The 17,281-nt window shown below is 68.3% G+C and carries 17 protein-coding genes; 6 read left to right on the top strand and 11 right to left on the bottom strand.

What is annotated here, in order from left to right; all coding sequences use genetic code 11:
• Positions 1–88: 88 nt before the first annotated feature.
• Both MBA17_RS27305 and MBA17_RS27310 read right to left on the bottom strand, forming a co-directional pair.
• Positions 89–3,037: a glycoside hydrolase family 48 protein gene (locus MBA17_RS27305; protein ID WP_238499456.1), complete on the bottom strand. Its 2,949-nt coding sequence runs from the start codon at positions 3,035–3,037 to the stop codon at positions 89–91.
• 894 nt (positions 3,038–3,931) lie between these two features.
• Entirely contained in the window at positions 3,932–4,384 is a 453-nt protein-coding gene (locus tag MBA17_RS27310) for an ATP-binding protein (protein ID WP_238499457.1), read from the bottom strand.
• Between the two features lie 193 nt (positions 4,385–4,577).
• Between MBA17_RS27310 and MBA17_RS27315 the strand changes: the two genes are divergently transcribed.
• The 5 genes from MBA17_RS27315 to MBA17_RS27335 all read left to right on the top strand — a co-directional run bounded on the left by MBA17_RS27315 (position 4,578) and on the right by MBA17_RS27335 (position 8,372).
• The gene (locus MBA17_RS27315) at positions 4,578–5,396 is read left to right on the top strand and encodes a helix-turn-helix domain-containing protein (protein ID WP_238499458.1); all 819 of its coding nucleotides are present in this window, start codon (positions 4,578–4,580) and stop codon (positions 5,394–5,396) included.
• Positions 5,387–5,584: a DUF397 domain-containing protein gene (locus tag MBA17_RS27320; protein WP_238499459.1), complete on the top strand. Its 198-nt coding sequence runs from the start codon at positions 5,387–5,389 to the stop codon at positions 5,582–5,584. Before MBA17_RS27315 ends, MBA17_RS27320 begins: the two co-directional genes overlap by 10 nt.
• A 149-nt stretch (positions 5,585–5,733) precedes the next feature.
• A complete protein-coding gene (locus MBA17_RS27325; protein ID WP_238499460.1) occupies positions 5,734–5,931 on the top strand; it encodes a DUF397 domain-containing protein in 198 nt (65 codons plus the stop codon).
• 488 nt (positions 5,932–6,419) lie between these two features.
• Positions 6,420–7,370, top strand: coding sequence for a hypothetical protein (locus MBA17_RS27330; RefSeq protein ID WP_238499461.1), 951 nt, complete (start codon positions 6,420–6,422; stop codon positions 7,368–7,370).
• A 642-nt stretch (positions 7,371–8,012) separates the two neighbouring features.
• A complete protein-coding gene (locus MBA17_RS27335) occupies positions 8,013–8,372 on the top strand; it encodes a hypothetical protein (protein WP_238499462.1) in 360 nt (119 codons plus the stop codon).
• Positions 8,373–8,601: 229 nt separating this feature from the next.
• Here MBA17_RS27335 and MBA17_RS27340 read toward each other — a convergent pair whose 3' ends face one another.
• From MBA17_RS27340 to MBA17_RS27360, 5 genes are all read right to left on the bottom strand, one after another.
• The gene (locus MBA17_RS27340) at positions 8,602–10,179 is read right to left on the bottom strand and encodes a cellulase family glycosylhydrolase (protein WP_238499463.1); all 1,578 of its coding nucleotides are present in this window, start codon (positions 10,177–10,179) and stop codon (positions 8,602–8,604) included.
• 293 nt (positions 10,180–10,472) lie between these two features.
• The gene (locus tag MBA17_RS27345) at positions 10,473–11,954 is read right to left on the bottom strand and encodes a serine/threonine-protein kinase (protein ID WP_238499464.1); all 1,482 of its coding nucleotides are present in this window, start codon (positions 11,952–11,954) and stop codon (positions 10,473–10,475) included.
• Between the two features lie 25 nt (positions 11,955–11,979).
• Positions 11,980–12,984, bottom strand: a complete 1,005-nt coding sequence (locus MBA17_RS27350) for a LacI family DNA-binding transcriptional regulator (protein ID WP_238499465.1) — start codon at positions 12,982–12,984, stop codon at positions 11,980–11,982.
• Positions 12,985–13,134: 150 nt separating this feature from the next.
• Positions 13,135–13,461, bottom strand: coding sequence for a DUF2516 family protein (locus MBA17_RS27355; protein WP_238499466.1), 327 nt, complete (start codon positions 13,459–13,461; stop codon positions 13,135–13,137).
• Positions 13,462–13,543: 82 nt separating this feature from the next.
• Positions 13,544–13,954, bottom strand: coding sequence for a winged helix-turn-helix transcriptional regulator (locus tag MBA17_RS27360; protein ID WP_238499467.1), 411 nt, complete (start codon positions 13,952–13,954; stop codon positions 13,544–13,546).
• 72 nt (positions 13,955–14,026) lie between these two features.
• Between MBA17_RS27360 and MBA17_RS27365 the strand changes: the two genes are divergently transcribed.
• Positions 14,027–14,854, top strand: a complete 828-nt coding sequence (locus MBA17_RS27365; RefSeq protein WP_238499468.1) for an NAD(P)H-binding protein — start codon at positions 14,027–14,029, stop codon at positions 14,852–14,854.
• Between the two features lie 101 nt (positions 14,855–14,955).
• Here MBA17_RS27365 and MBA17_RS27370 read toward each other — a convergent pair whose 3' ends face one another.
• The 4 genes from MBA17_RS27370 to MBA17_RS27385 form a co-directional block, all read right to left on the bottom strand.
• Positions 14,956–15,405 (bottom strand): hypothetical protein, encoded by a 450-nt coding sequence (locus MBA17_RS27370; RefSeq protein ID WP_238499469.1) that lies wholly within the window; start codon positions 15,403–15,405, stop codon positions 14,956–14,958.
• 3 nt (positions 15,406–15,408) lie between these two features.
• Positions 15,409–15,924, bottom strand: a complete 516-nt coding sequence (locus MBA17_RS27375) for a helix-turn-helix domain-containing protein (protein ID WP_274386073.1) — start codon at positions 15,922–15,924, stop codon at positions 15,409–15,411.
• A 68-nt stretch (positions 15,925–15,992) separates the two neighbouring features.
• A complete protein-coding gene (locus tag MBA17_RS27380; RefSeq protein ID WP_238499470.1) occupies positions 15,993–16,913 on the bottom strand; it encodes a M56 family metallopeptidase in 921 nt (306 codons plus the stop codon).
• Entirely contained in the window at positions 16,910–17,266 is a 357-nt protein-coding gene (locus MBA17_RS27385) for a BlaI/MecI/CopY family transcriptional regulator (protein WP_455432868.1), read from the bottom strand. The genes MBA17_RS27380 and MBA17_RS27385 overlap by 4 nt, the downstream gene beginning before the upstream one ends.
• Between the last annotated feature and the right edge of the window lie 15 nt (positions 17,267–17,281).

Below are 17,281 nucleotides of genomic sequence, written 5' to 3' on the forward strand. Positions count from 1 at the left end.
CGTGGGCCCGGGGGGGGGCGTGGGGGGGGGGGGGGCGGGGGCGGGGGGGGGGGGGGGCGGCCCCCCCCCCCCCCCGCCCCGGGGTCATTCAGGGGGTGGGGAAGAGCCGGCCGTACTCGGCCAGGGCGACGGCGACGTCGACCTGGGCCCAGAACCGGTGGTAGTTGAAGGTCGGCGCCGGGCCGGTGCCGTCCAGGTAGTTCTGGACCTTCGGCCAGTCAGGGTCGTTCTTGTAGAAGGACCTGATGGACAGGAAGGTCGAGTTGGAGTTGATCGCGTCGCCGTTCGGCATCTCGCCGGTCCAGCCGGCCGGGATGTAGATCGGGTCGTCGAGGCGGTTGTAGTCGCCCTTCGTCTCCGGGACCGAGACGCCCTTGGCGTCCTGGTTGTTCGCCCACATGCCGTCGAGCAGGCCCTTGGCCACGGCCTTGGCGTTGGCGTCGCCGGACTTGGCCGCGTAGTACATCAGGACCTTGGCGTACGAACCCGCCACGCCGACGTCGGTGGTGTAGTCCTTGATCGAGACGTGCAGGCCGGAGTTGCTGCCGGGGTTGGCGGCGTTCCAGGTGTCGGGCTGCCCGGTCCACACCAGCGTCGAGGGGATCTGGTACGTCCCGTTGGCGTTGATGGTGGTGTTGTCGGTGGCCCACTTGACCCACTTGTCCAGCACGGTCTTGGCGGCGGCGTTGCCGGTGGCGTAGTACAGCTCCGCCACCCGCTCCATCGACCACGCCTGGAACCCGAACCACTGGTTCGACGGCGGGTCGTGGTAGACCGGCTGCCAGTCGTAGGTCATGCCGTAGAACTTCGGCAGGTTCGACGGCGGGCTGGCGTAGTGCCCCTGCCAGCTGTTGGTCGCGCCGCCGGCGATCGCGCCCTCGGACGACTGCAGCCAGCGGTAGAACTCAAGCTGCCGGGTGAGGCTGGTGCTCCAGTCCTGTACGGCGGTCGCGCCCTTGGGCTTGAGCACGTCGACGTTCGACAGCGCCCAGGCGGCCATCGGGTTCTGGTAGCCGGAGTGGTTGTGGCTGGAGCCGATCCGCCAGGCCCAGCCCGCGGAGGTGTCGTTGGCGCCGCCCCACGCGTAGTACCAGCTCATCAGGTAGGCGGAGCTGTCCTTGCCGGTGCCCGCCGCACACGTGGTGCTGGTGCAGCCCTGCTTCTTGAAGTACTTGTCGTACATCGAGTAGCGCAGGTAGTCGCCCATCTTGGCGGCCTTGCCGACGGTCGCCGAGATCTGGCCCTCCTTGCCCTGCTCCTTGGCCCAGGTGTGCGCCCAGTAGGCGACCTGGACGGCGCGGGCGTCGGCGTCGGGGGCGTTGGTGTACTTCCACTGCTTGGCGTACGAGGCGTCCTTGGTGAAAAGGTCGAGGAAGCCGTTCGTGCCGCCGTGCGCGAAGGTGTCGCAGGACGGCTGCGGAACGGTCTCGAAGACCGACTCCTCGGGGCCGCGCTGGTAGGTGTTGATGTAGGCGGGCTTGGTCGTGCCGTCGCCGCAGCGGCCGAAGCCGTAGGTGTTGTCCACGTCGAGCAGCCAGTGCATGCCGTACACGTCGCTGGTGCCGTAGGCGGTCTTCAGCTCGTTCGCGATCGGGTCGGTGCCGACGCTGATGCCGGTGTCGAGGGTGGACGGGTACTGCTTGATGTCGTCCCACTCGCCGGCGTAGGTGGCGGGCTTGGCCGGGTTGTAGAAGGAGTTGGTCGGCTGGTCGGCGGTGGCCGGGATGATGTATTTCTCCATCGAGGCCCAGGCGTTGTTGAACCTGGTCCAGTCGCCGGTCGCCTTGCCGTACGCGGCCTCCAGCCACAGGTAGTAGCTGTACGCCTCGGAGGTGGTCTCGTGGCCGTGGTCAGGCGCCTCGACCAGCAGGGTCTCGACCGAGTGGTACGGCACGCCTTCGGGCGAGAAGTACCCGTTGGCCGGGTCCTTGAGCTTGTTGTACATCGTGAGGAAGCGCGCGGTGTACTCGTTGTCGCCGCCGCCGATGTCGTTGTCGCCCTCGGTGAGGGTGATCGTGGCCGGTGTGTGCCCCGTCGCGCTGAGGGTGATCGTGGCGGTGCCCGCGGTCTGGTCGGTGTCCTCCGCCGCGGTGACCGTCACGTTCTGCGCGGTGTTCCAGTTGGCGGTGGTGAAGGTCATGGTGGCGGAGCCGCCGGGCACGAGGTCGGCGTCACCCGTCTTCGTCCTGGTCACCGTGACGCTGCCGCTCGGCTGCCGGGAGAGCCGCACGCCGAAGCTGGCGGAGGAGCCCTCCGGGACGGTGAGGCTGGTGGGCGTGGCGACCACGGCGGCCTGCGTGGTGCCCGTGACCGTGATCCCGACGGGGGCGGAGGTCGTCGTCGCGCCCTTGTCGTCGGTGGCCCTGGCCGCGACGGAGTAGCTGCCCGCGGCCACGCCGGTCCAGCTGTAGGTGTAGGGGGCGCTGGTGTCGGTGCCCACCACGGTCGTGCCGTTGAGGAAGTCGACCTTGGCGACGGTGCCGTCGCTGTCGGTCGCGTTGGCGGCCATCGCCACCGTGGCCGGCGCGGTGAAGGTGGCGCCCGCGGTCGGCGCGGTGAGCTGCGCGGTCGGCGGCTGGTTGACGGGCCCGCCGCCGTTGCAGGCGGTCCCGTTGATGGTGAACGCCGTCGGCTTGGCGTTCGTCCCGGTGTAGGTGCCGTTGAAGCCGATGCTGGTCGACTGCCCGGTGGGGAGGTTGCCGTTCCAGGCCAAGCTGGCGGCGGTCACATTCGCGCCCGACTGGGACCAGGTGGCGCTCCAGCCCTGGGTGACCTTCTGGTTCCCGGGGAAGGTGAAACCGAGCGTCCAGCTGCTGATGGGGTCGCCGGTGTTGGTGATCTTCACATTGCCGGTGAAGCCGCTGCCCCAGTCGTTCGTCTGGTAGTCGACCGTGCAGGCCACTGCGGCCTGGGCCGCCGTGGGGGCCAGCGCGGTCATCGTGCCCGCTGCCAACGCGGCGATCGCCGCCAGGGCGACTCGCCGCCGTCTCGGGCGTGAGCGTGGGAGCGCTCCCGCTTTCAGAGATGCTCTGAACATGTGGAAGATCCTCCATGGGGGGGTTTCGACATAAAAGGGGGATATGTCGGTTAAGTGGGGGAGTAGGAAGTTATGGGAGCGCTCCCATCGAGAGTCGGGTCGCCGTTGCCGTCATGTCAATGGACGGTTACGCCCAGATGTCGATGGCTGCGGCTTTGCCCCCACGGCCCTGAAACTTTCAGCCGACTCCCCTGGGGGAGTTCCTGGGCGTGCTCTCGCACAGCGGCGCTCGGGGCCCTGCCGAGCCCCATGCCGAGCCTCATGTCGAGCCCTATACCGAGCCTCGTGCCGAGTCCTATGCCGAGTCCTATGCCGAGTCCTATGCCGAGCCCCATGCCGAGCCCCATGCCGAGCCTTGTGGCGAGCCTTGGACCGCATCCCGTACGGCTAGCCCCGTGGGCGCCGGCCGCCGTGGGTGGTCGCGGTCCGTGGGGCGGCGGTGCTCCAGCGCTCCGGCCGGGCGCCCCGACGCTTCGAAGGTCGGCGGAGTTCTCCGGTTTCACAGTTCTCCGGTTTCACGCCCGCCGGGTGGCGGGATGGGTTCGAAAACGAAGATGATCGTCAAGCAGCATGACGAATGCGGACGAAGCCCCTGGCGGAGTCGGGGGGACTCCGCCAGGGGCGGCCACCGCCACCTGGGGGAAGGTGGCAGAGGCGGCGCTCCACGACGTAAGCCGTGGGGCGGGCCTCCGGGCCGGCGCGGGGGACGCCGCCCAGAGGGATCGGACTCCTGGTGACTGACGGTTCCGCCTGTTCGTCAGCCGTCAGAAGGGCTCAGGTCGTCAGCTGTCAGGAGGGCTCAGGTCGTCGGTCGTCAGGAGGGGCTGAGGTCGTCGGTCGGAGGACCGGATTCGCTTTCGTGATCTGTTCTGACCGCTTCAATGGGTGCCGAAGTCACTGGGGTTTCCGCTCCACGAGTTCGAACCACACCGTTCGGCCGAGAGGCGCGGCCCCGAGGGGATATCGGCCCCACTGGTCGGCGAGTCGGTCGATCAAGCGGATCCCACGGCCGCTCAAGTCCCAAATCTCTCCCGGCATGGACAGCAGCGCTTCCATGTCTGGCCAAGAGGGGGAGCCGTCGTCGGTCACCTCGCATCGGACGCCTCCGTGCCCCGCGCTCACCCGCAACGTTATTATGCCGCCTTTTCTGGAATTGGAGTGCTTTATTCCGTTGGTTACTACCTCGGAGAGCAGCAGGAGTGCGTCATTCAGGCAGGGGTGATCGCTACCGATGATTCGCCTGGCGAAGTCTCGTGCCCTAGGAACAGATTCCGATATGCCCAGGAGGTCCATGCTGGCGGTTCTGGGCATTGTTCCGTGTTTTACGGTTTGCCGCTTCGTGGTCATAGGATTCGCCTTGCTCGCCGCGAGAAGGGGCCGTCCCTTCTCACTGTGCCGAGGGCGAGCCGATGAGTGGTGGAAGATGGGTCGCCAGTCCCGATACAGAACACCAATTTCCTTGTGCTGACTTGTGAAATGGTGTGTCATGGTCGAGTCGATCAGATGCAATACTCAAGGTGTTGATCAAAGGTGTTGATCAATGGCAGAGACCACTGGACGGGCAAGGACTCCCATCGAGCGCTTCGGTGCCGAGCTATTGAAATACCGCAAAGATGCGGGTTTGTCGCAAACGCGACTGGGTGATCGCCTGCTTCGTTCGGCGAGTCTCGTTTCGGGAATCGAGCGCGGCATCCGCACACCGCAACCCGACTTCGCCGAGGCGGTCGACCAGACCTTCGGACTGACCGATCGGCACTTCGCACGATTGGCCGAACGCATCCACCAGTCTCCGGGCGGTCCACGCTGGTATGCGCGCTGGGTCGAAGAAATCGAGCCCGCGGCCACCGTGCTGCGCTCATGGGACCCACTGCTCGTCCCCGGCCTACTCCAGACCGAGGCATACGCCCGCGCGGTCTTCAGCCAGGCACCACGAATCACTCCTCAGGGGGTAGAGGAGCGTGTGCAGGCTCGTCTGCTGAGACAGCACATCCTGGAGAGGCGTGATCCGCCCTGCTTCATGGTTCTGATCGACGCCGGAGTGCTGCGGCGCAAAGTCGGTGGCGCTGAGGTGATGCGCGACCAACTCGACTACCTCATCAACGTCGCATCCAGGCCGGCCATGTCACTGCAAGTGGTCGATCCGGAGTGTCTGACCGGGCTCATGGGCCCATTCATGATCGCTGAGCTGCCTGACGCGCCCGACACCGTCCACATCGAATCATCAGCGGAAGGGCGCATCTCGACGGACAGCGACACTGTGTCCTCCCTTTGGAGGCGGTATGACGCCATACGGTCCTGGGCCTATCCTGACCGTGCATCGCTTGAAATGATTAAGGAAGTGAGGCAGGAATGGACTTGAGTGGCGCTGTATGGCGCAAGTCGTCGCGTTCCGGGGACAGTGGCGGGCAGTGTGTTGAGGTCGCGTCTAATCTTCCTGGTCTGGTTGCTGTGCGTGACAGTAAGAATCCTCAGGGTCCTGCGTTGGTCTTCGGTCCGGGTGAATGGCAGGCGTTCGTCGACGGCATCAAGGACGGTCAATTCGATTAGCCGGCGGTCAGCCATGTCGAAGGGTGCGGCCCGTCACCGGTGAGGGCGTTGTGTCATGTGGGCTTGATCGGTATGGACGTGGGCGCCGCACGGTACTGGGCCGATCCTGGTCGCATATCGCTTAAGATGATCAAGGAAGCGAGGCAGGAATGGACCTGAGCGGCGCTGTATGGCGCAAGTCGTCGCGCTCCGGCGACAACGGCGGGCAGTGTGTCGAGGTCGCGTCTAATCTTCCTGGTCTGGTCGCTGTCCGTGACAGTAAGAATCCTCAGGGTCCTGCGTTGGTCTTCGGTCCGGGTGAATGGCGGGCGTTCGTCGACGGCATCAAAGACGGTCAATTCGATTAGCCGGCGGTCCGCCGGGTCGAAGGGTACGGTCCGTCACGGCTGAGGGCGTCGTGTCACGCCGGGGTGTGAAACCGAAGGGGATCGTGCACGGGCGGTGTGACGGCGACCCGCCCCGCGCGCTGGAGTGCCATGGGTCCACGGACCGTGAGCACCTGCGGCGGGTGGCGTGAACTGGGCTTGCCGTATTGGGGCACCTGCTAGCCCGTGACGACCAGGGGCTTCATCTGGACGTTGATGCGTCATGGCCTGGTATTGGTTCCCCGACAACACGGTGCTGTGCAACTTCGCATCTGTGTCCAGGCGGACCAGTCCTGCGCCACTCCGACAACTGCACGCTCTGTCACCGAGATCATCGCGGGTGCGTTGAGAGTCACCGTCTGTGACAGCGAAGGAGTCGTCTCCCCTTGACGGGGGAGGATTGTGGCTCCTCAGGGGGAGGTGGGGACTCGGTCCGCGCCGGAACACTCGTGATCATTATGCGAATCCAGATGCCTGTCCATCCACGGTGGAGCGCGGTTAGGAAAGTCGCGGGGTACGGCGCCGCCTCGACCTTGTCCCTGTACCTCATCGTCAAGGTCGCCTTGGTCGCTGCCGCCCTACTCGGTATCGTGCCCGCGCAAAGCGGCATGGATACCACGGAGTGGGTGACGCTCAACGCGATCACTGTGGTGATGTCGTTGGTCGGAGTGGCACTGGGACTGGCTCTAGCTCAGCGGTGGGGTCGGCTGATCCCTGGCCCGCCGCTGCTCTTCTTCGCATGGGTGGGCGCGGGATTCCTGGTTCCGATGATCCCGTACGGGATCGTGAGCGTCTTGCTCGGCGCGGGCGGCGCCCAGGCCGGCGATGACGCGGCGATGCCGGGATGGGAGACGATCGGCATCGGCGTTGGATTCACGGGGATGGCGGTGGGCCTGGCCGTCGCTCTGCCGATCTATCTGCGAGAACGCTGGCCGCAAGCCTTCCTGGGGAGACTGGGCGAGCTCCCCGGCACCAGTCGGCGGGCACGGTTGTTCCTCCTGATCGGGCTGATGATGAGCGCCGGGCTGGGGCTGCTCTGGGGGTATTGGGCACTCGGCGGGAGGCTGGGACTGGACCCCACGCACATCGGCCGCGAGACTCTGGACAGCCTGCTGATGCGCGGCAACTGGGGGGCGTGGGCGCTCCTCGGCGCCGGGTGCGGCTGGTCTCTCATCGCAGCCCGGCCTTCCCGGTTGCCACTGCGGGTCCCGATGGCGCTGGTGTTCCTCGCGTCGGGTTCGCTGTTCGCCTGGGGGGGCTGGAAGCTTCTCTGGGCCGTCGTCCGGCCCGGCGACTTCGCGACGTCGGAGTATCCGGTCGTCGCCGTGGTGGAGCATGCCCTGAGCGTCTGCGCCGGCCTCGTGCTTATGGCCGTCGTCCTGCGAACATATCGCGCCCAGACCGCGGACTCGGCTGAGTAGGGCACCAGGACCGGCGGACCGAGACCACCCAGCTGTACTTCGCCGGAGGGTCTTGATCTCGGCGTGGAGTTGGAGGGCGTTGGTGCACCCCTCGTTCCACCTGCGGGTGAGCCCACACGCCGTGCACGAAGCCTCGGCCACCACGTCGGGGTCATGAGCCGGTGCCTCGCCACGGGTGACGGCGTCGTGTCACGTCGGGGTGTGAAACCGAAGGGGATCGTGCACGGGCGGTGTGACGGCGACCCGCCCCGCGCGCTGGAGTGCCATGGGTCCACGGACCGTGAGCACCTGCGGCGGGTGGCGTGAACTGGGCTTGCCGTACGTCTTGGGCTAGGCGGCCGAGATCCCGTTGTTAGCTACCCTGGCCAGCTCAGCGGGTCCTGTGCCCGATTCCACGACTTCCGGCGCCGCTCTCTGCCGCGCCTTCCTGTCCGGGCGTTGCCCCTGGTGTTTCAGCCGATGCGCGAAGCGCGGATGGGGCGCGGGAAGCACAACATACCCGAGACATACCGCCGTCTACTAGAACAGTAGTGGAACCGACTCTGGAGTAACTCGATACCCGTTTCAGCGGCGGGGCCAGCTTCGCGGTCGTCCGAAGCACAACAACACTCATCTTTGCACCACAAAAACTGGAGGCTTCCTATGCGTTTTCTGAGCATGGCTTTCGTGTGCGCCGCCCTGGTGACCGGATTCGCCGTCCCGGCCCAGGCTGCCGGCACCGCCCAGGCTGCCGGTACCGCCAAGGCCGCCGGTACCGCCCCGTCCTGCGTCGACCGCTACGTGTCCAGCCAGTACACGGGCAAGCGGAACAGCCTCGGCGAGGTGATGAAAAAGACCACCGTCAAGCTCACCAACAACTGCGGGAAGTCCGTGAAGGTCAAGGTGGCGTGGTCGTGGGCCTCTGACTCGGACTGCCGCAAGATCTCCAAGGGAAACAAGGCCTACGAGTCCATCGTGACGACCCAGGACCGGAAGCCCTACCAGAAGACCAAGAGCTGCTGAGCGCTCAACCAGCGTAGTTGGCTCGACGTCGCGTCTGGGTGCCCGATGTTGGCGAACAGGGTCGGTTCTCTCTTCGGCTCAAGTGGTGGGTACAGAAGCCTCCGGCCAATGGAGTCGGGGGCTTGTTTGTGTTCGTTTAAGTTCTTCGGCGGCTAGATCTGGTACGGCGGGGCAGCACCGAGCCAACCAGCACGGCCCGCGTCGCTTTGGGGCGCAGGCCGTACGGGTGTCAGGAGCAGGAGACGCCGGTGGGTTGGGTGGTGGACGGGCCGTTGGCGGTGAAGCCGATGGTCGCCGACTGGCCGGCGGTGAGGTTCTTCGCGTGGTCGGGGCCCTTGGCGGTCCAGGTGGTGCCGCTGGCCGTGACGGTGCCGCCCCATGCGTTGGTCAGGCTCACGCCGGACGCCATCGTCCAGGCCGCGGTCCAGTTGTTCCAGGTCGAGGTGCCGGTGTTCTTGATCGTCGCTTCGCCCTGGAAGCCGCCCTGCCACGAGCTGACGACGCGGTAGGACAGGTCGCAACTGACCGGGCCGACCGTCGGCGTCGGCGTCGGTGTGCCCGGTCCGCCGCCGTCACCCCCGGCCGGGGGGATCAGGTAGGGCTGCAGGATGCTCTGCTTGGCCTGGTCGACCGTGATCCAGTCGTCCTTGAGGATGCCGCCGGTGTCACCCGAGTTGGGGTTCCACGACCAGTAGGTGAAGGACATCCCGTTGACGCCGGTACCGAGGTATTTCATGAGTTCCTGCAGCCACACCTTGTCCACGTTGGCCGCCAGTGTGGTGCCGAACTCGCCGACCATGATCGGGGCGATGTTCTGCCGGTGCAGGTAGCCCCAGTACTTGTCCCAGATGGCGGGCAGGTTCGCCGGGTAGTTCGGTGCGTCGAACCAGCTCTGGTGGTAGACCGAGGTCGCATAGTCGTGGGGGGAGTAGACGAGCCGGTTGGCCACGCTCAGCCGTACCGGGAACGCTCCGGCCTTGGAGAGGTTGCCGCCCCACCAGCCGCAGTCCTCGTCGTTGCTGGGATCGCCGTCCCAGACGTTGGACAGACCGCCGCTCGGGCAGCTCACACCCTCGACGAAGATCAGCCAGTTGGGGTTGACGGACAGGACCGCGTTGCCGGCCCGCTCCGCCGCGAGCCGCCAGTCGCGCGCCGTGTCGCCGCAGCCCCAGCACGCGCCGGTCGCGTTCGGGTTGGTGCCCTCCGCGTGCGGCTCGTTGTGCAGGTCGGCCCCGATGACCGTGGTGTTGCCCGCGTAGCGCTGGGCGAGCGCCTTCCAGTCGTTGATCCAGGTGCTCTCCGGGGTGGCCGCCACCTGCCAGAGCGCCGACTGCCCGGCGGAGGTCGGCCGGTGCCGGTCGAGGATGACGCGCATCCCCTTGTCCCCGGCGTACCCGATGACCCTGTCGAGGATCTGCAGCGGGCTCAGCCCGATCAGGTCGGGGTTGACGAAGTCGTTGATCCCGGTCGCCTGCGCGCCTGACTTGAGGGCGTCGTTGGAGTAGGGGATCCGGATCGTGTTGTATCCGAGCCGGGCCATCAGATCGAGCTGGCCGCGCCACGGGTTGGTCGACCACAGGCCGTGGAAGGTCTTGTTGTCGGTCTCCATGCCGAACCAGTTGATCCCGGTCAGGCGGACCGTCGCGCCGGTGCTGTCTACGATCTTGTTGCCGGCGGTGTGGAGGTAGCCGACGCCGGTGCCGGCCGCCGCTCCGGCCGGCGCGGAGGCCATGACCACCGCGACCACCGTGGTGGCCGCGGCGGTCGCGACCGCGGTCAGCGCGGCCTGCCACCTCCGGCTGCGCATCAGGACTGTCATTTGTGCCCTTTCGCGAGGGATGTCGTGGGCATGGTTCGGCCCTCGCCTCGCGGGCGTCAACGGCGGTCAGTACGGCCGGCCGCCTGACCTGCCGATTCAACTGAAACTTTCAGGGAGGCGCGTGCCGATGTGAACCGAAGGAGATGGTCAAGGGTGGCCGTGACGGCGCGCGGCCACGCGCGCTGGAGTGCCATGGGTCCACGGACGGTGACCAACGGCGGTGAGGGGCGCTGATGGGGCGGGCCGTATGAAATGAATATGCGCTTCGGGTTGGGCGGGGTTCAGGCTTGGCCGGTCGGGCGGATGAGGGCGCTGTCGATGCCGCTCAGCCGTACGTCGAGGGACTGGAGGAGGGGCTGGGGGAGCAGACCCTCGCGGTAGCGGTCCAGGACCTTGGTGCGGAGGCCGGCCAGGGCGCGGCCGGGGTCGGCGTCGTTGAGCAGGTTGCGGGCGACCTGATTGAGGTCCAGTGCGACGTGCTGCACGATCAGTTCGTCCTCCTCGGCCAGGGAGACGGTCATGGTGAACGCCTCGACCGCGTCGGGCAGCGAGGGCGCGGGCCGGCGCGACACGTCGAGCGTCTTGGTCCGGTCGGGGGCCGGTGTCGTCCTAACGCCTGGCTTGTTCGAGCGGTACGGCTTGGCCGTCATGTCCGGCGAGGCGGCCGCCGACGGCCCCACCACCGACACCCCGGACGGCCCGATTCCGGACGGCTCAAGCTCGGCCGACCCGTTCTGGGAAGACCCGTTCTGGGAAGGCCCGGTGTCGGACAGCCTGGTGGAGGGATCGGTGGGGGGTTTCGTGATGGAGGGTGTCGTGGGCGGCCGGGTGCTGGTCGCCGGAGCCGCGAACGACTCGGGCGCGCCGGTGCCCTCGGTCCACGCGGCCACCCCCAGGGAGGCGGCCAGCGTCACCGCCACGGAGACGGCGGCCACCAGCCCCCGGGAGCGGACCGGCGCCGGCGAGACGAGCACCCGGCCGAGCCGCTCCGCGACGTGCTGCGCCTGCGGGCGAAGCTCGGGATCGGGATCCAGGCACCACTGGCACAGCGCCGCCACCTCGTTCGGCAGCCCCGGCACCTCGGGTACGGGCGGACGCCGGTCCCGCCGCGCCAGCTCGATCTCCTCCCAGGTCGTCTCCGGGTACGGCGTGCGCCCGGTGAGCATCTCGAAGAGCAGCACGCCGAGGGAGTAGACGTCGACGGCCGGATCGATCGCCGCGCCCTCCAGGCGTTCCGGCGCGACGTACGGCGGCGTGCCGTACTCGGCCAGGCTCTCGTCGATCTGCTCGCCGACGAAGGCCGCGATGCCGAAGTCGAGCAGTTTGGCCCCGTCGCAGGTCAGCAGCACGTTCTCGGCCGTGACGTCGCGGTGCACGATGCCGCGCTCGTGGGCCGCCGCGAGCACGGTGGCCATCCGCACCGCGATCGGCACGGCTTCGCGCCAGGGCAGCGGGCCCTCGGTGATCCGCTCGGACAGCGGTCTGCCGTCGAGGAGGCGCATCACCACGTATGCGGCCATTCTGCCGCCCGAGGTGATCGTCTCACCGTAGTCGTAGACCTCGATCGCGTCGGGGTGGATCAGGCGTGCGGTGGCCCTGGCCTCGCGGCGGATGAGGTCGCGCTCGCCGTGGTCGGCTCCGAGTGGGCCGTCGAGCACCTTGACGGCCACCATTCGGTGCAACGACTGGTCGAACGCCCGCCAGATCGCGCTCATCCCCCCGGAGGCGATGCGTTCGAGCAGGCGGTACCGCCTCGTTAACACGTCCCCCTCGTGTAATCCGCCCAGTTCATGCTGATTCACGAATCACCAGTTCTGTGGGAAGGATCGGATTGCTCGGTGGAGTCTCACCCGTGGCGGTGGCCATCAGGAGCAGACGGACGGCGATGGCGGTCAGGTCCTCGACGGGCTGCCGCACGGTGGTCAGGGTCGGGCTGGTGTGTCTGGCGATGGGAGCGTCGTCGTAGCCGATCAGGGCGACGTCGTCGGGTATCCGGCGGCCCGCCCGCCGCAGGGCCTGGATCGCGCCGGCCGCCATCGAGTCGGAGGCCGCGAAGACCGCGTCGAGCTGCGGCATCCTGCTGAGCAGCCACTGCATGGCGTGCGCGCCCGAGGCGTGGGTGAAGTCGCCGTAGGCGACCGGCACGTTGGCCACCCCGGCCCGTTCGAGCGTCTGCAGGAAGCCGCCGAGCCGGTCGGCCGCGCCGGGCAGGCCGGGTGGCCCGCCGATCGCGGCGATCGCCCGCCGCCCGCTGAGCAGCAGGTGCTCGGCGGCCTGCCGCCCGCCGTCACGGTTGTCCATGTCGACGTACGGCAGGTCGAGGCCGTCGGGAGGCCGGCCGATGCTGCGGATGGGCACTCCGGAGGCGGCGAGTGTGACCATCAGGGGATGCCGGTCGCGGGCGCCGATGAGCAGGATCCCGTCGACCGCGCCCGCGACGAGCGGCGGTGCCGTGATCGTCGACGTGCTGGCGGTCGCGGTCATCATCATCATCGGCACGCCGTGCCCGGTGAGCGTGTCGTCGGCGGCGGCGAGCACCCGGGCGTAGAAGGGTTCGGTGAACAGGCGTTGCGGGGGTTCGCAGACCACCGCCGCGATGAGCTGGTCGCACCGGCGCGAGGAAACTCCGCGCGGGGCACGCCGCCGGACGTAGCCCAGCCGGGACATCGCGTCGTGGACCTGGCGTCGGGTCGAGGTGCTCACCCGCACCGAGCCTGTCAGTACACGTGACGCCGTTGCTGGGGAAACGCCGGCTGCGGCGGCGACCTGAGCGAGCGTGGGCAGATCGTCCATAGTCTCCTCCGCACCGATCAAACGCGCAGGTGGGAGCGCTCCCAGAAACGTATCATTGTTTCTTAAGTGTCAACAGATGTTTCCGCAAAATCACCACGAAGCTCGTCAAATCGGCCGATGCGAAACTGTTTCTGCAGGTGACAGCCGTTATTACCAGGGACCGTAGGGGCCGGAGTTGCCGCCCTTACCGATCTCCTTGACAGCGGGTCGTACGTCTGCGAGATAAACACCCGCGGCGATGACCGAGGCGATCGTGAAGATGCTGAGCGCCAGAAGGTACTGCACGGCGGCCGCGAAGGAGAAGAGCGTCGCGAAGCCCAGGATGATCAACCAGAGCTTCTTCGACTGCTTGCCGGTGACCGCGAAGGCGCGCGCGGGCGTGCGGACGGCGTGCACGAGCGCGAAGACCGACATGGCGAAAGCCGCGACGCCGAGGACCCAGAAGATCAGGTCGAGCACGCTGTGAATCTCGGGCATTAACCTCTCCCCGCCTAGTCTCGGGCCATCGGACATCCCTACCCTAGTGCGCTTCGCGCCGTCTGTGCTCTACCGATCTTCCCTACTTGTCCGCGGCGGCGTGTTCGGCGTCGAAAGCGCGGCGGCTGGCGGCCACCGAGTCGCGGTGCGCGGCCGACCAGTCGGCGACGGTCTTGACCAACGAGGCCAGATCGCGGCCCATTCCGGTCAGGTCGTACTCGACCTGGGCCGGCACGGTCGGATAGACGGTCCGGCGGACCATCCCGTCACGTTCGAGGCGGCGCACGGTCAGGGTCAGCATCCGCTGGGAGATACCGGGGACGGCCCGCTGCAACTCCCGGAACCTGCGCGTTCCCTGCGACAACTCCACGACGACCAGGACGGACCACTTGTCGCCGATCCGATCGAGCACGTCACGAATGCCGCAGTCTTCATGGCCGTACTCCCCGGAGCGTGCGCAGGGGGTGGTTACCTCCGTGTTCGCGACCGACATGAAAGTGCCTCCTTATGCAGTAACTCAGCCGTTCATCATGATTGTCCCCGTTGACCAGGGGAGCTGAATTCAATGATTCTCATCACCGGCGCCGCCGGCGGGCTGGGCCGTCTCGTCGTCGATCGTCTCACCACCCGAGGCGACGCCTTCGTGGCGGGCAGCCGGACACCCGGCGAGCACGTCCGGAAGATCGACTTCGACGACCCGGCGGGACTCGCCGAGGGCTTCGCGGGAGCGGAGACCGTCCTGCTGATCTCGGCGGGCTACGGCGAGGACGACGTGGTCATCGCCAGGCACGGGGCGGCGATCGACGCGGCGGAGAAGGCCGGGGTGAGACACATCGTCTACACCAGCCTCATGGGGGCCGGCGACCACCTGACCTTCGCGCTGCCCCACCGCTGGACCGAACGCCGTCTCATCGAGGGCACGGCCGACTGGACCATCCTGCGCAACGGGCTCTACGCCGAACTCCTCGTCCAGGATGCCGCCACGGCCGTCGCCTCGGGCACGCTCACCGCGCCGATCGGCACGTACGGCCTGGCCGCGGTGGCCCGCGAGGATCTCGCCGACGCGGCGGTCCGGGTGCTCGCCGATCCCGCCGCGCACCGGCACCAGATCTACGAGCTGGTGGGCGACCGCCCGATCGGCGGTGACCACCTCGCCGCCGCCCTCTCCACTCCCGACCGGCCCGTCGCCTACCGTCCGGGGACGCTGGCGGAGGTCCGCGAGGTGCTGACCGCGTTCGGCGCGGCGTCGTTCCAGGTGCCGATGCTCGTGTCGATCTACTCCGCCATCGCGGGCGGTTTCCTGGCGGACACCGGCGGCGACCTGCCCCACCTGCTGGGTACGGCGCCGCGCCCCGCGCTCGACGTGATCCTCGCCGGCGCATCCGGGTCGTGAAGGCGCATCCGGGTCGTGACCGGGTCGGCGCCCGGCCGTGACTCCCGCGGGCGCGGAGAACGGGGCCCGCCGTGGCACGGCGGGCCCCGTCTCAGCTGTGGCTAGCCGCCGGCCTTGGGCGTGCGGTTGGCGGTCTTCTTGGCGGCCGGCTTGGCGGCGGGCTTCACCACCGGCTCGGCGACGGCGGGCTCGGCCGACTCGGAGAGCTCCTCCAGCTCCAGGGCGGCCTCGCCGCTGACCCGGCTGACGGCCTGGCGGCCACGGGAGGCGAACTCCTCGTAGATCTCGGTGGCCCGGCTGCCGACGACGCCGGCGTAGCCCTTGGCCCGCTCGGGCAGGTCCTTGGCGTAGACCTCGGCCTTGGACGCGTAGTCGCGGGCCATGACCGGCAGGTCCTTGGCGCTCAGGCGCAGCTCGCCGCGGCGCGCCTGGAGCTTCTCCAGCTGTACGGGCAGCTCGCGCAGCTTCTCGATGGCGTAGTCGCCCACGCCGGCGGCGGCGTAGAACGGCTTCGACTCGGTGAGCTTCTTGACCTCGGTGGCAAGCGTCATGGGTTAACCTTCCTTGGTTTCCTGTGTGGCGTCGCCGTTGCCATTCGGAGAGTGCCTGATCGCGAAGGGCTCAAGCGCGGTCAGCAGCTCTTCGGGCAGCGACTCCTCGTCACGCCCGTGGGGCTCCGGCCGGGGATGCGCGTTCTGGGAGGTCTGCGCGTCCTCGTCCGGGGCTCCGGCGTGGTTCTCCTTGCGGAACGACTCATAGATGTCGATCAACACCTGGCGTTGCCGCACGGTGATGAACTTGTCGGCCCTGATGGCGGTCAGCACGTCGCTGTCGGGCTCGCGCTCCTCGATGAGCCCGGCCTGTACGTAGAGCGCCTGGGCGGAGATGTGCAGCCCCTTGGCGATCTGGTTCAGGATCTCCGCGCTGGGCTTGCGCAGCCCACGCTCGATCTGGCTGAGATAGGGGTTGGAGACCCCCGCCGTGGCGGCGAGCTGGCGAAGTGAGATCTTCGCCTGCGTGCGCTGGTCACGGATGTATTCGCCGATCGAGCCGACCTTCGGTAGTGCCATGCCTTCAGTATGCCCCGCGGTGCTTGCTATTGCAAACGCGTTGGCTAACACCAGCAAGCACTGGGCGGTTAGAGCGGGACGAGCCAGAGGAAGGGGGCGGACACGGTCAGGGTGGCCGCGAGGACGACACCGGCGGCACGCAGCGTCTGCGGTACGGCGGGGCCGGGAGTGATCAGGCGCTCGACGCGCAGCATCACGCCGTTGTGGGCGCCCATGCCCAGGGCTCCCTGCGGAGTGGGCACCGACGCGGCGGTGCCGAACCTGAGCAGCGCGGTGGCGAGCCGCCGGGGCGAGCAGAAACGCCTGGCACGGTCGTCGGCGGCCATCTCGATGAGCAGCTCGACCGTCTCCTGGGCGTCCCGCACCACCTGCGACCAGGGCAGCGCTCTGCGCAGCGCGGCGAACGGCAGCAGCACCAGATCGTGCCGCTCCCGGACGTGCGCGGACTCGTGAGCGAGCACGGCGGCCAGCTCGGCGGGCGAGAGCAGCTGCAGGGTGCCGGCGCTGACCACCACCTGGGAACGGAGACCGGGCAGGCAGTAGGCGGCGGCGCCCGGGTGGTCGACCACCCGCACACCGGGCATGCCCGGGTCGTCCCTGGCGATCAGCGCGAGCAGGGCCCGGTGCCGGCGACGGGCGCTCAGCACGTTCACCCCCGCCGCGATCAGCACGCTGACCAGCACGGAGAGCAGGCTGAGCCCGGTGACCAGGGCGAGTGTGTGGGGCAGGTCGAACGCGCTCGGCGGGCCGTACCCGCCGCTGGCGGCGGAGGCGGCGAAGGCGCCGAGACCGCCGAGCACGCCCCGGCCGTACGGCTGGAGGGCGTAGGAGAGCAGCGCCCCGGTGCTGGCCAGGCCCCAGGTCAGGCCCAGCGCCTGCCACAGGAGTATCGCGACGCGCGGCGCGCGGTAGGTCCACCGTGCGGCGGTGAACCTCCAGGCCGCGACTCCGCAGACCAGCGCGAGCGCCCCGAGGGCCGCCGCGGTCACTCGTCCTCCAGCTCCGTGAGAGCCTGCCGCAGGATGTCGGCCTCCGAGCCGGAGACGGCCTGCGCGAATCGGGTGAGCGCGGCCGAGCGGTCACCCGTCATGTCGAGGGCGTCCAGCATCAGCTCGGCGACGTAGGCGTCGCGGGTCGCCTCGGGCTGGTAGCGCCACGCCCTGCCGTCGCGGGTGCGAAGCAGGAAACCCTTGCGGGTGAGCCGGTCGAGGACGGTCATGACGGTGGTGGGCGCGAGGTCCCTGTCCGCGATGTGCTTGCCCACCTCGCGGGCGGTCAGCGGGGTGTTCTGCGCCCAGAGGATGTCCATGATGCTGCGTTCGAGCTCGCCGAGACCCTTCACGCCATTCAGACTAGC

Source organism: Dolomitihabitans soli, from assembly GCF_022213955.1.
GTDB lineage: Bacteria > Actinomycetota > Actinomycetes > Streptosporangiales > Streptosporangiaceae > Streptosporangium_A > Streptosporangium_A soli.